Source organism: Ensifer sp. BR816 (genome assembly GCF_000378985.1).
Classification (GTDB): Bacteria; Pseudomonadota; Alphaproteobacteria; order Rhizobiales; family Rhizobiaceae; genus Sinorhizobium.
Map to the genome: position 1 here is coordinate 3,968,182 of NZ_KB905370.1, position 12,277 is coordinate 3,980,458.

Consider the following 12,277-nt stretch of genomic DNA (forward strand, 5'->3'; position numbering starts at 1 on the left):
AGCCCCACGAGACGAGGCAGATCAGCTCTCACTCAAACGATACGGCAGAGAGCCGCGCATGTCATGATCGACGATCAACTTCCGCTTCAGCGGCGGGACGGCGCGGCTCGCGCACTTGGTGCGCTCGCAGATGCGGCAGGAGATGCCGATCGGGTCGAAGGCGGCGCGGTTGCCGAGATCCATATCGTCCGCATAGACGAAGGCGTCGGCATAGGAAATCTCGCAGCCGAGTGCCAGCGCATAGCGCGGATGGGCGGCGCGATAGCCGCCCCCGCCCTTGCTGATCTGGGTGGCGAGACAAAGATAGCGCACGCCATCCGGTGTCTCGGCCAACTGGCGGATGATCCGGCCCGGCGCCTCGAAGGCCTGGTGCACGTTCCACAGCGGGCAGGCGGCGCCGAAACGGGCGAATTGCAGCTTGGCGGCGCTGTGGCGCTTGGTGATGTTGCCGGCCCGGTCGATGCGGGCGAAGAAGATCGGAATGCCCTTCTGTCCGGGGCGCTGCAGTGTCGACAGCCGGTGGCAGACCTGCTCCAGAGAGGCACCGAAGCGAGCGGCGATAAGCTCGATATCGTGGCGCAGCTCGCGTGCCGCCTTGAGAAAGGGCTGGTAGGGGAGGATCAGCGCGCCGGCGAAATAATTCTGCAGGCCGATGCGACAGATCTCGTAGGCTTCCTCGGTGCGGAAGCCGGCGCTGCCGGCGATCCGGTCGATCTCCTCGCGCGCATGAAGCTGGGCGATCTGCAGCGCCAGCTGGAAGTCGCGGGTCGGCGCCGGCGCGTAGGGGTTCATGGTCAGGATGCGGGCACGCGGATCGAAGCGGCGGATCGCCTCGTCGCCGGCCGCCCCCCGCACGACACGCACGCCATGCCGCTGTTCGAGATAGCCCGCAAGCGCGGCGTGGTTGTCGCCCTCGCCGAGACCGAGTTCGCCCGCCAGATGCTCGGCCAGCGTATCGATCTCGTGGATGTAGTTGTCGACGAAATGGAAGAAATCACGGACTTCCTCATACGGAGTCGTCTCGACAAAGGAGGCGTCGCGGCCGATCGTGTCGTCGATGCTGGCGAGCTGTTCGCTGTTGCGGCGATAGGCCTGGTGGCACTTGATCAACGCGTGCGCCAGTCCCGGCGCATTCTGGCTGATCAGCTTGAGTTCCTGGAGGCTCGGCGCATAGGTCTCGAACAGCGGGTCGCTGAGCGCTTCCGAGAGAGCCGAGAGCAGCCGGTCGCCCTCGCCTGAGGAGAGCTCGGCGATATCGATCTGGAACTTTTCGGCGAGCGCCAGCAGCACCGCCGCCGAGACCGGCCGCTGGTTGTTTTCGACCTGGTTCAGATAGCTCGTCGAGATGCCGATCCGCTCGGCAAATTGCCCCTGCGTCGCACGGTTTGCTTCCCGCAATTCCCGGACCTTGCGGCCGATATAGAGCTTGCCGATCGCCATGTTTGCAACTTTGCAATTCGCGTTTTACATTTTTATATTTTCCACATTTGCACATGATCCGGCTTTTTACCAGCCGCGGTCGGCGCTATTGCGATCCTACAGCGCCGCGCGTCTGATCAGATGCGCACAGGTCGCTGTGGCACGTTTGAATTGCTGCATGTTTTTATCCTTGAATCGGCTAGGATTTGCGGAAACACGCAGGAGCGAAGCCTCTGCACGATCAGCGAAAAACGGGAGGAGAGCGATGCGCGCCATACTTGAACAGGTCGAGGCCCGCCGGGCTCAAGCCAGGGCCGGCGGCGGCGAGCGCCGCGTCGCCGCGCAGCACGGCAAGGGCAAGCTGACCGCGCGCGAGCGCATCGACGTGCTGCTCGATGAAGGCTCCTTCGAAGAATACGACATGTATGTCACGCACCGCTGCGTCGACTTCGGCATGGCCGAAGAGAAGACCGCCGGCGATGGCGTCGTTACCGGCTGGGGTACGATCAACGGCCGGCAGGTCTATGTGTTCTCTCAGGACTTCACCGTGCTCGGCGGCTCGCTCTCCGAGACGCATGCGCAGAAGATCTGCAAGATCATGGATATGGCGGCCCGCAACGGCGCGCCGGTAATCGGCCTCAACGATTCGGGCGGCGCCCGCATCCAGGAAGGCGTCGCCTCGCTTGCCGGCTATGCAGAGGTGTTCCGCCGCAACGCCGAGGTCTCCGGCGTCATCCCGCAGATCTCGGTGATCATGGGACCGTGTGCCGGCGGTGCGGTCTATTCGCCGGCGATGACCGACTTCATCTTCATGGTGCGCGACAGTTCCTACATGTTCGTCACCGGCCCGGACGTGGTGAAGACTGTGACGAACGAGATCGTCACGGCGGAAGAGCTTGGCGGCGCCCGCACCCACACGTCCAAGTCCTCGGTCGCCGACGGCGCCTACGAGAACGATATCGAGGCGCTCGAGCAGGTGCGGCTGCTCTTCGATTTCCTGCCATTGAACAACCGCGAGAAGCCGCCGGTGCGGGCCTTCCACGACGACCCGGCGCGCATCGAGATGCGTCTCGACAGCCTGATCCCGGACAGCGCCGCCAAGCCCTACGACATGAAGGAACTGATCCTGGCGGTGGCCGACGAGGGCGACTTCTTCGAACTGCAGGCGGATTTCGCCCGCAACATCATCACCGGCTTCATCCGGCTCGAGGGCCAGACGGTCGGCGTCGTCGCCAACCAGCCGATGGTGCTCGCCGGCTGCCTCGACATCGATTCCTCGCGGAAAGCCGCCCGTTTCGTGCGCTTCTGCGATGCTTTCTCGATCCCGATCCTGACGCTCGTCGACGTCCCCGGCTTCCTGCCCGGCACCGCCCAGGAATATGGCGGAGTCATCAAGCACGGCGCCAAGCTCCTGTTCGCCTACAGCCAGGCAACCGTGCCGATGGTGACGCTGATCACCCGCAAGGCCTATGGCGGCGCCTATGACGTCATGGCGTCAAAACATATCGGCGCCGACGTCAACTATGCCTGGCCGACGGCCGAGATTGCCGTGATGGGCGCCAAGGGCGCGACCGAGATCCTCTACCGCTCCGAGCTCGGCGACCCGGAAAAGATCGCCGCCCGCACGAAGGAATACGAGGAGCGCTTCGCCAACCCCTTCGTCGCCGCCGAGCGCGGCTTCATCGACGAGGTGATCATGCCGCATTCTTCCCGCAAGCGCATCGCCCGCGCTTTCGCCTCCTTGCGCAACAAGCAGGTGGAGACGCGCTGGCGGAAGCACGACACGATCCCGCTATGATGGAAACCATGAGACCGGAACCGCAAGTTCGGACGATGCCTGACGCTGCCAGCCGCGGTCACCGGGGGATGCTGCGGCATCTGGTGATAAGTGCCCTCTCCGGTACGCTCGCCGGCGCGGTGGCGGCCGGCGCACTGACCCTGCTCGACATCGGCTCCGTCGGCACGCTCGTCGCGCGCTCGACCGATCCGTTGCTTGCGATGGCGACGGTGCTTGCGCCTTTCGCGTTGATCGGCACGGCCGCAGGCGCCGCAATTGGCTTGGCTCCCTATTTCAGGAAATTCCGGCGATGACGCGACAGAGAGAATTGAAAGAGAAACGCATGTTCCAGAAGATCCTCATCGCCAATCGCGGCGAAATCGCCTGCCGCGTCATCAAGACCGCCAAGAAGCTCGGCAATGCGACCGTCGCCGTCTATTCCGACGCCGACCGTGACGCCATGCATGTGCGCCTGGCGGACGAGGCCGTCCATATCGGCCCGTCGCCGTCGAGCCAGTCCTATATCGTCATCGACAAGATCCTGGACGCGATCCGCAAGACCGGTGCAGACGCCGTCCATCCGGGCTACGGTTTTCTCTCGGAAAACGCCGCCTTCGCCGAGGCGCTGGAGAAGGAGGGCGTGGCCTTCATCGGCCCGCCGGTCAAGGCGATCGAGGCGATGGGCGACAAGATCACCTCGAAGAAGATCGCAGCCAAGGCCGGCGTCTCCACGGTGCCCGGCCATATGGGGCTGATCGAGGATGCCGACGAGGCGGTGCGGATCGCCTCGTCGATCGGCTTTCCGGTGATGATCAAGGCCTCGGCCGGCGGCGGCGGCAAGGGGATGCGCATTGCCTGGAACGAGCGCGAGGCGCGCGAGGGCTTCCAGTCGTCGAAGAACGAGGCGAAGAGCTCATTCGGCGACGACCGCATCTTCATCGAAAAATTCGTCACCGAGCCGCGCCACATCGAGATCCAGGTGCTCGGCGACAAGCACGGCAACACCGTTTATCTTGGCGAGCGCGAATGCTCGATCCAGCGGCGCAACCAGAAGGTCATCGAGGAGGCCCCCTCGCCCTTCCTCGACGAGGCGACGCGCCGCGCCATGGGCGAGCAGGCGGTGGCGCTCGCCAAGGCGGTCGGCTATCACTCGGCCGGCACGGTCGAATTCATCGTCGACGGCGACCGCAATTTCTATTTCCTCGAAATGAACACCCGCCTGCAGGTCGAGCATCCGGTGACGGAGCTCGTCACCGGCCTCGACCTCGTCGAACAGATGATCCGCGTCACGGCCGGGGAGAAGCTTGCCTTCGGCCAGGCCGACGTGAAGCTCGACGGCTGGGCGATCGAAAGCCGGCTCTATGCCGAAGACCCCTATCGCAACTTCCTGCCGTCGATCGGCCGGCTGACGCGCTACCGGCCGCCGGAAGAAGGCCGCAAGGACGACGGCACGGTCATCCGCAACGACACCGGTGTCTACGAGGGCGGCGAGATCTCGATGTTCTACGATCCGATGATCGCCAAGCTCTGCACCTGGGGACCCGACCGCCCCACGGCCGTCGAGGCGATGGCGGAGGCGCTCGACGCCTTCGAGGTCGAGGGCATCGGCCACAACCTGCCGTTCCTCTCCGCCGTGATGCAGCAGGACCGTTTCCGCGAGGGACGGCTGACGACCGCCTATATCGCCGAGGAATTCGCCGACGGCTTCCAGGGCGTCGCACCGGACGAAGCCTCGGCTATGAAGCTCGCCGCCGTCGCCGTCACCGTCAATCAGGCTCTCCAGGAGCGTGCCAGCCAGATTTCCGGAACGATCGGCAACCACCGCCGGGTCGTCGGCCATGAGTGGATCGTGAACCTTGGCGAGCGCGAATTCCAGCTGACCTACGGAGCCTCGGCCGACGGCGCATCTGTACGCTTCGCTGACGAAGCTTCCATTCCGGTTGCCACCGACTGGGTGCCTGGCCGTACACTCGCCACCTTCAACATCGACAATCAGCCGATCAACGTGAAGGTCGACCTCGCCGGCACCGGGATAAGGCTGCGCTGGCGCGGCATCGATGTTCTCGCCCGCGTCAGAAGCCCGCGGGTGGCTGAGCTTGCCCGGCTGATGCCGAAGAAGCTGCCGCCGGACACGTCGAAGATGCTGCTCTGCCCGATGCCCGGCGTCGTCACGTCGATCGCCGTCACGGAAGGCGACACCGTCGAGGCGGGCCAATCGCTCGCCGTCGTCGAGGCGATGAAGATGGAGAACATCCTGCGGGCGGAACGGCGCGCGACGGTGAAGCGCGTCGCGATCGCCGCCGGCGCGAGTCTGGCGGTGGATGAACTGATCATGGAGTTCGAGTGATGGTGTCGCTGATACTCCCCTTTGCTCTGCCGAGCATTTTGAAGCGCTGGGAAAGGCCCCTGCCCAACCCCTCCCCACAAGGGGGAGGGACTCTGCGGCGGCACCGCCCTGCTCACTTCGACGGTTCACCGAGTAATTTGAGAAAAAATAGGGTGCGGAGGGCACGGCACGGGAGCCCCTCCCCCTTGTGGGGAGGGGTTGGGGAGGGGTCTGGCCCGCGCCACGGACAGATGCGCCTCGAAGGGAGCGGCCAATGAGCGAAAAAACCACCAAAGACTGGGAAGCCCTCGCCGAACGCGAGCTCAAGGCTTCCGCCGAAAGCCTCACCTGGCACACGCCGGAAGGCATCGAGGTCAAGCCGCTCTACACGCGCGCCGATCTCGAAGGCATCGGCTCTCTCGACTCGCTCCCGGGCCTTGAGCCGTTCCTGCGCGGGCCGCGCGCCACCATGTATGCCGGCCGCCCCTGGACGATCCGGCAATATGCCGGCTTCTCCACCGCGGAAGCATCGAACGCCTTCTACCGGCGGAACCTTGCTGCAGGGCAGCAGGGCGTCTCGGTCGCCTTCGACCTCGCCACCCATCGCGGCTATGACAGCGACCATCCGCGCGTCGAGGGCGACGTCGGCAAGGCGGGGGTGGCGATCGACTCCGTCGAGGACATGAAGATCCTCTTCGACGGCATCCCGCTCGAGAAGATCTCCGTGTCGATGACCATGAACGGCGCGGTGATCCCGATTCTCGCCTCCTTCATCGTCGCCGGCGAGGAGCAGGGCGTTTCACGCGACAAGCTCTCGGGGACGATCCAGAACGACATCCTCAAGGAGTTCATGGTCCGCAACACCTATATCTACCCGCCGGAACCCTCGATGCGGATCGTCGCAGACATCATCGAATATACGGCGAAGGAGATGCCGAAGTTCAACTCGATCTCGATCTCCGGCTATCACATGCAGGAGGCCGGCGCGACGCTGGTACAGGAGCTCGCCTTCACGCTGGCCGACGGACGCGAATATGTACGTGCAGCACTTGCCAAGGGGCTGAATGTCGACGAATTCGCCGGACGGCTCTCCTTCTTCTTCGCGATCGGCATGAACTTCTTCATGGAGGCGGCGAAGCTGCGCGCCGCGCGCCTCCTATGGACACGGATCATGAAGGAGTTCGAGCCGAAGAAGGCATCGTCGCTGATGCTCCGGACCCACTGCCAGACCTCCGGCGTTTCGCTCGCCGAGCAGGATCCCTACAACAACATCATCCGCACCGCCTTCGAGGCGATGTCGGCGGTGCTTGGCGGCACGCAATCGCTGCACACCAATTCCTTCGACGAGGCGATTGCGCTCCCGACCGAATTTTCCGCCCGCATCGCCCGCAACACGCAATTGATCCTCCAGCACGAGACGGGCGTCACCAAGGTCGTCGATCCGCTCGCCGGCTCTTACTATGTCGAGAGCCTGACGAACGACCTTGCCGAAAAGGCATGGGCGCTGATCGAGGAAGTGGAAGCGCTCGGCGGCATGACCAAGGCAGTCAATGCCGGCCTGCCGAAGCGGCTGATCGAGGAGGCGGCGACACGGCGCCAGGCGGCGGTCGACCGGGGCGACGAGGTCATTGTCGGCGTCAACAAATACCGGCTCGAGAACGAAGAGCCGATCGATATCCTCGAGATCGACAACTCCGCCGTCCGCGCGGCGCAGATGAAGAGGATAGAGGAGACCAGGCGCCGCCGCGACTCGCGGAAGGTCAAGGAAACACTGGACGCGCTTGCCGAGGTCGCACGAAGCGGCAATGGTAACCTGCTCGCCGCCGCGGTCGAAGCGGCGCGGGCGCGCGCCACTGTCGGCGAGATTTCCGATGCGATGCGGCAAGCCTTCGGCGACCATGCCGCCATTCCCGAGGTCGTCACCGACATCTATGGCAAGGCCTACGAGGGCGATCCGGAGCTCGGCGTGCTCTCCGGCCGGCTTGGCGAGGTGACGAAGCGGCTCGGCCACAAGCCGAAGATCATGGTCGCCAAGCTTGGCCAGGACGGTCACGACCGCGGCGCCAAGGTGATCGCCTCGGCCTTCAGCGATATCGGCTTCGATGTCGTAGCCGGGCCGCTGTTCCAGACCCCTGACGAGGCCGCCGAGCTGGCGCTTGCCGAGGAAGTCACCGTCGTCGGCGTCTCCTCGCTTGCCGCCGGCCACAAGACGCTGATGCCGCAGCTCGCCGAGGCGCTGAAGAAGCGGGGCGGAAAGGACATCATCGTCGTCTGCGGCGGCGTCATCCCGCGACAGGACTATCAGTATCTCATGGAAAACGGGGTCTCCGCCGTCTTCGGACCCGGCACGCATGTGCTCGATGCCGCCCGCGCCATGCTCGACCTGATCGAAGGCAGGCGACGCAACGTCTGAAGACCAATCGCGAGAGGCAATTTCACAGACGGCTCGTGAGGCACGAGCCGTCCTTTGCGCTGCGGTGCCCCGCTTTACCTCGGCTTTTTTTGAACTACTATCATCGCTGTAGCTCAGGGATACCGCGTCTGCAGACACCGCCAGAGGCAACCGCATGCATATCGGCAAACCTCACGAGGCGACCACCCGCATTTGCCAGGCAAGTGCGGAGACCGTCGAGGTGCGCGGTCGCGATCTCTGCCGCGACCTCATGGGACGGCTGAGCTTTACCGAATATTTCTGCCTGCTGCTGACCGGTCGCGAACCCACGGACAACCAGCGTTGCTTTCTCGACCTGCTTCTCATTGCAATCGCCGAGCACGGCATGATGCCGACGGTACAGGCAGCGCGCATGACGCTCGCTGCCGATCCGGATTCGCTGCAGGGCGCCTTGGCGGCGGGTCTTCTCGGCTGCGGCCCTGTGCTGGTCGGAACATCGGAGCGATGCGGCAAGCTTCTCGTGGAGGCGCAGTCCCGTTTAGCGGCTGGCGACGACGCGAAGGTCGTGGCCTTGCAGATGCTGCAGGACATCCGCAAGACCGGCGGAAAGCTGCCGGGCTTCGGCCACCCGGTGCATCGCCCGACCGATCCGCGCGCCGAACGGATTCTCGAACTCGCCGACGCCCGCGGCGTCAGCGGACCTCACATAGCCATGGCGCGAAATTTCCGCGCCGCGGCGGCCGAGGTTTGGGGAAAGCCCCTGGTGATGAACGTTTCGATGCCGATCGCCGCCGTGCTTCTGGATCTCGACTTTCCCGTTGCGACGATCAAGGCGGTGCCGTTGCTGGCCCGCACCGGCGGCCTGCTCGCCCACCTGGCGGAGGAGCAGCAAAACCCGATTGGTTTCACCATGGCCGCGCATGCGGAAGCGGCGGTCACCTACAAGAACACCGACGAGGGCGGCGGCTGATCATGCTCGAGCCCGATGTCGAAACGCTGCCTTGGCGCGACCAGATCCGGTCGGACGACGCGCTCTACCGCAAACAGCTCACCTACCTCGTGACGCGTTCGCGCTTTTATCAAGGCAAGCTCCGGGACGCCGGTTTCGAAACGGCCGAAAGCGTCGGCGGACTCGATGCGATCGCCGGTCTTCCCCTGACCGAGAAAGGCGAGATCCGGGCGAGTTGCAGCGAAGCGGAGCCGATGGGCACGCATGTCGCCGCACCTATGGACCAGATCGTCCGCATCTACTCGACCAGCGGCACGACCGGAACACCGAGCTATATTCCGCTGACGGCGCAGGATCTCGAAAATTGGGTGACGACGTCTGCGCGCAGCTATTCCGCCTCGGGGATCAAGCAAGGCGAGACGATCGTTTCGACCTATAACGCTGGGCCCTTCGCTGCCGGCGCAGCACTCGGCGCCTTCGATCGGCTGGGCATGTGCCACATCCCGGTCGGCACCGGAAACACCGAACGCCTGATGACCGCCTTCCGGCTGTTGAAGCCATCGGCAGCGGTGATGACGCCCTCCTACGCGGCCTATCTTGGCGAATGGGCCGCCGATCGCGGCTTCGACCTCCAGGGCTCGAGCGTCCAGCGGCTGCTTGTCGCCGGCGAGCCGGGCGGCGGCGAACCGAAATTCAGGGCGCGCCTTGAAGAGGCATGGGGCGCAAAAGTAACGGAGGCCATGGGCATCGGTGATATCGGCGTGTCACTGTGGGGCGAATGCGAGGAGCAATGCGGCATGCATCTCGGCGCCCGCGGCTTCGTCCATGCCGAGCTGATCGATCCCGACACGGCAGCGCCGATCGCGCTAGAGGATGGCGCGAAAGGCGAGCTGGTGCTCACCCATCTTCGCCATCAGGCCGCGCCGATGCTGAGGTTCCGCACGCGTGACCATGTCGAGATGTGGACGTCGCCCTGCCGATGCGGGCGGACGGCGCCGCGGCTGCGCTGCATTGGCCGGACGGACGACCTGTTGATCATCCGAGGCGTGAATGTCTTTCCCTCGGCGATCCGCGACGTGGTGAATGCATTTGCGCCGGCCGTCAGCGGCATGATCCTGATAAGGCCAGTCGCGGCCGGCGCCCGACAGGAGCCGCCCTTGCCGGTCTCGGTGGAACTCGCCAGGGACAGCGAAGGCACTCAGGAGCTTGCCGAGAGGATCCAGAAGCGCATTCGCGAGGTGCTCGTCGTGTCCACCCGGATAGAAATCGTGCCCTGGGGGGCGCTCCAGCGCAGCCAATACAAGTCGAAACTGGTGCAGCAACAGGCGGATAAAAGTTGAAGAGCAGTTTTCCGCCGACTGATTGAAAATGGGAGGCCGGCAATGCGGAAGCTTCAATCGCAGGGGGTCCATCACATTACGCTTGTCGGCGCCGACCGGCAGACATCGATCGACTTCTGGGAGGGCATTCTCGGCATGCCCTTCATCTTCGAGCAGCCGAACCTCGACCGGGCGTCGGAAAGCCACCTCTATTTCGACCCGGGCGACGGGCGGCTGATCACTGTCTTCACCGACGAAACCCGCAAGCCTGATCCGAAGCGCACCTCGACGGATATCGGCTGCGTCCACCACATCGCCTTCGCTGTGTCGCGCGCGACGTTCCAGCAGGCGGTCGAGCGCCTCAATGAGCGCAACATCCGGCACAGTGGCGTCAAGGATCGCGGCTTCATGGATTCGATCTATTTCGAAGACCCGCTCGGGCTGCTGGTCGAGCTTGCCTCCTACCGCTTCGAGCCGCCGACCGGCCACACCCATGCCGACGTGCTGATGGAGGCGCACAACATCAGGCTTGCGCGCGGCGACTACGCCATCGCCGAAGTGCATCTCGCCGATGCGATCGAGGCGTTGGTCGAAGGGGCGCGGCCGACGCTGTCGGCGGACCGCGCGCCGAAAGACCCATACGGATCATCATGACCGCAGCAGTGACTGACGCAATCTAGCGAAGCAAAGGGAGGAAGCCAGATGGGAACGATAAAGCTCAACGTGATCAAGCCCAGCGTCAACAACATGACGGTGCGCGTGTTTCTGAGGGCGGCAAAACTCGATTTTGCCGAGCATGACGTCTACGGGCAGACGCGCTCCGCCGAATATCTGGCGCGGGCGCCGTCGCACCTGACGCCGATGATCGAAACGGCGGACCTGCCCAAGGGCGCGCTCTGGGAAAGCTGCGCGATCATGCAATACCTGTGCAACAAACACGGGCTCGACCAGTTCTATCCGAAGGACCCCGAAGCGCGCGCGATGATCGATAGCGCCATGTTCTACCTGATCGGCACCTTCTATCCCTATCTCGCCCGCGCCACCTACCCGGCTCTCAACTTCCCGCAATATCCGGGCGAAGTCGGCTTCAGCGACGCGGATGCCGAAACCAAGGAACGGGCACGCGGGGCCGCAGCGGAGGCGCTCGCCGAACCGCTCGAGGTCTTCCGCGCCTTCTATATGGGCGACAGGCCGTTCATCGGCGGCGACAGGCCATCGATCGCGGATATCAGGCTTGCCTCGACGCTCGAGTTCCTGGCGGCGATCGATTACGCCTTGCCCGAGTGGGCCAAGACCTATGTCGCGGAAATGGAGAAGTCGCTCGGCGACGCCTATAGCGAGCCGGCCGCCGATGTCCGCGGCTATATAGATTACGTGAAGTCGTTGTAGGGGGAACGCGCGTCACCAGACGATCAGGATGATGCCGGTCGCACCGAGCGCCAGGATCCAGAGCCGATCGAAATTGATCCACGCGGAGCGCAGGCCAGCAAGCCCGAGCCAGCTAAAGACGGCGAGCGCGATTGCCGCGATCACTGCGAGCATGGCACCTGTATGGACGGCAACGGCCGCAAGCGAGATTGGCAGCGAGCCGGCCATTCCGCCTTGATCGGCGAGGCAAAGGCTCAAGACCGAGGGCACCAGCATCAGTCCCGCGCCGTGGCTCGTCGCCATCAGGAAGGACCAACCCGCAAGTGCGGCCATGCCGGCGCGCATGCCGACCCTGACGCGGTGGCGGTGTCCGTAGATCGCAAGATAGGCGGCGAAAGCCAGAATGAAGGCGGCGGCGACAAGTTGCAGGCCGCGCAAGTCCATGACCGCCTCGAAGGCCACTACCACGGCCAGCACGGTCGCGATGGAAACGGCATGACCGAGCGCGATCGGCACGAGGGACAGCCAGACGGTACGGGCGCTTTGTCGATGCAGCCCGAGCGCTACGGCGAAAAGCCAGCCCATCGCCGGGTTGGCACCGTGAAAGGCGCCGAGACCGGCGAGCGAGAGCCACGGCCACAGGTTCGTCATTTGCCAGACCGCACAGCGCCACACTCCCTGAAGTTCATACTCGGCCTCTGAACAGTCGCGACGGCCCCTCACCCTG

The 12,277-nt window shown here is 64.5% G+C and carries 10 protein-coding genes; 8 read left to right on the top strand and 2 right to left on the bottom strand.

All coding sequences use genetic code 11. From position 1 onward, the window contains the following. Positions 1-21 precede the first annotated feature (21 nt). Positions 22-1,440 (bottom strand): short-chain fatty acyl-CoA regulator family protein, encoded by a 1,419-nt coding sequence (locus RHIBR816_RS0119075; RefSeq protein ID WP_018238184.1) that lies wholly within the window; start codon positions 1,438-1,440, stop codon positions 22-24. Positions 1,441-1,684: 244 nt separating this feature from the next. Between RHIBR816_RS0119075 and RHIBR816_RS0119080 the strand changes: the two genes are divergently transcribed. The 8 genes from RHIBR816_RS0119080 to RHIBR816_RS0119115 all read left to right on the top strand — a co-directional run bounded on the left by RHIBR816_RS0119080 (position 1,685) and on the right by RHIBR816_RS0119115 (position 11,571). After that, positions 1,685-3,217, top strand: coding sequence for an acyl-CoA carboxylase subunit beta (locus RHIBR816_RS0119080; protein ID WP_018238185.1), 1,533 nt, complete (start codon positions 1,685-1,687; stop codon positions 3,215-3,217). A gap of 35 nt (positions 3,218-3,252) precedes the next feature. Then, positions 3,253-3,510 (top strand): hypothetical protein, encoded by a 258-nt coding sequence (locus RHIBR816_RS0119085; RefSeq protein ID WP_245262624.1) that lies wholly within the window; start codon positions 3,253-3,255, stop codon positions 3,508-3,510. 29 nt (positions 3,511-3,539) lie between these two features. Next, positions 3,540-5,543, top strand: coding sequence for an acetyl/propionyl/methylcrotonyl-CoA carboxylase subunit alpha (locus tag RHIBR816_RS0119090; protein ID WP_018238187.1), 2,004 nt, complete (start codon positions 3,540-3,542; stop codon positions 5,541-5,543). A 253-nt stretch (positions 5,544-5,796) separates the two neighbouring features. Continuing rightward, positions 5,797-7,935, top strand: a complete 2,139-nt coding sequence (gene scpA / locus RHIBR816_RS0119095; protein WP_018238188.1) for a methylmalonyl-CoA mutase — start codon at positions 5,797-5,799, stop codon at positions 7,933-7,935. 154 nt (positions 7,936-8,089) lie between these two features. Next, the gene (locus RHIBR816_RS0119100) at positions 8,090-8,884 is read left to right on the top strand and encodes a citryl-CoA lyase (protein WP_018238189.1); all 795 of its coding nucleotides are present in this window, start codon (positions 8,090-8,092) and stop codon (positions 8,882-8,884) included. Between the two features lie 2 nt (positions 8,885-8,886). Continuing rightward, positions 8,887-10,203 (top strand): phenylacetate--CoA ligase family protein, encoded by a 1,317-nt coding sequence (locus tag RHIBR816_RS0119105; protein ID WP_018238190.1) that lies wholly within the window; start codon positions 8,887-8,889, stop codon positions 10,201-10,203. A 42-nt stretch (positions 10,204-10,245) separates the two neighbouring features. Continuing rightward, a complete protein-coding gene (locus tag RHIBR816_RS0119110; RefSeq protein ID WP_018238191.1) occupies positions 10,246-10,836 on the top strand; it encodes a VOC family protein in 591 nt (196 codons plus the stop codon). Positions 10,837-10,884: 48 nt separating this feature from the next. Then, the gene (locus RHIBR816_RS0119115) at positions 10,885-11,571 is read left to right on the top strand and encodes a glutathione S-transferase family protein (RefSeq protein ID WP_018238192.1); all 687 of its coding nucleotides are present in this window, start codon (positions 10,885-10,887) and stop codon (positions 11,569-11,571) included. A gap of 12 nt (positions 11,572-11,583) precedes the next feature. Here RHIBR816_RS0119115 and RHIBR816_RS0119120 read toward each other — a convergent pair whose 3' ends face one another. Continuing rightward, positions 11,584-12,201, bottom strand: coding sequence for a hypothetical protein (locus tag RHIBR816_RS0119120; RefSeq protein WP_018238193.1), 618 nt, complete (start codon positions 12,199-12,201; stop codon positions 11,584-11,586). Positions 12,202-12,277: the final 76 nt, after the last annotated feature.

Bases quoted from the DNA above. Each gene is read 5' to 3' on its own strand.
- RHIBR816_RS0119075 (WP_018238184.1), bottom strand. From the start codon at position 1,440: ATGGCGATCGGCAAGCTCTATATCGGCCGCAAGGTCCGGGAATTGCGG.
- RHIBR816_RS0119080 (WP_018238185.1), top strand. From the start codon at position 1,685: ATGCGCGCCATACTTGAACAGGTCGAGGCCCGCCGGGCTCAAGCCAGG.
- RHIBR816_RS0119085 (WP_245262624.1), top strand. From the start codon at position 3,253: ATGCCTGACGCTGCCAGCCGCGGTCACCGGGGGATGCTGCGGCATCTG.
- RHIBR816_RS0119090 (WP_018238187.1), top strand. From the start codon at position 3,540: ATGTTCCAGAAGATCCTCATCGCCAATCGCGGCGAAATCGCCTGCCGC.
- scpA (WP_018238188.1), top strand. From the start codon at position 5,797: ATGAGCGAAAAAACCACCAAAGACTGGGAAGCCCTCGCCGAACGCGAG.
- RHIBR816_RS0119100 (WP_018238189.1), top strand. From the start codon at position 8,090: ATGCATATCGGCAAACCTCACGAGGCGACCACCCGCATTTGCCAGGCA.
- RHIBR816_RS0119105 (WP_018238190.1), top strand. From the start codon at position 8,887: ATGCTCGAGCCCGATGTCGAAACGCTGCCTTGGCGCGACCAGATCCGG.
- RHIBR816_RS0119110 (WP_018238191.1), top strand. From the start codon at position 10,246: ATGCGGAAGCTTCAATCGCAGGGGGTCCATCACATTACGCTTGTCGGC.
- RHIBR816_RS0119115 (WP_018238192.1), top strand. From the start codon at position 10,885: ATGGGAACGATAAAGCTCAACGTGATCAAGCCCAGCGTCAACAACATG.
- RHIBR816_RS0119120 (WP_018238193.1), bottom strand. From the start codon at position 12,201: ATGACGAACCTGTGGCCGTGGCTCTCGCTCGCCGGTCTCGGCGCCTTT.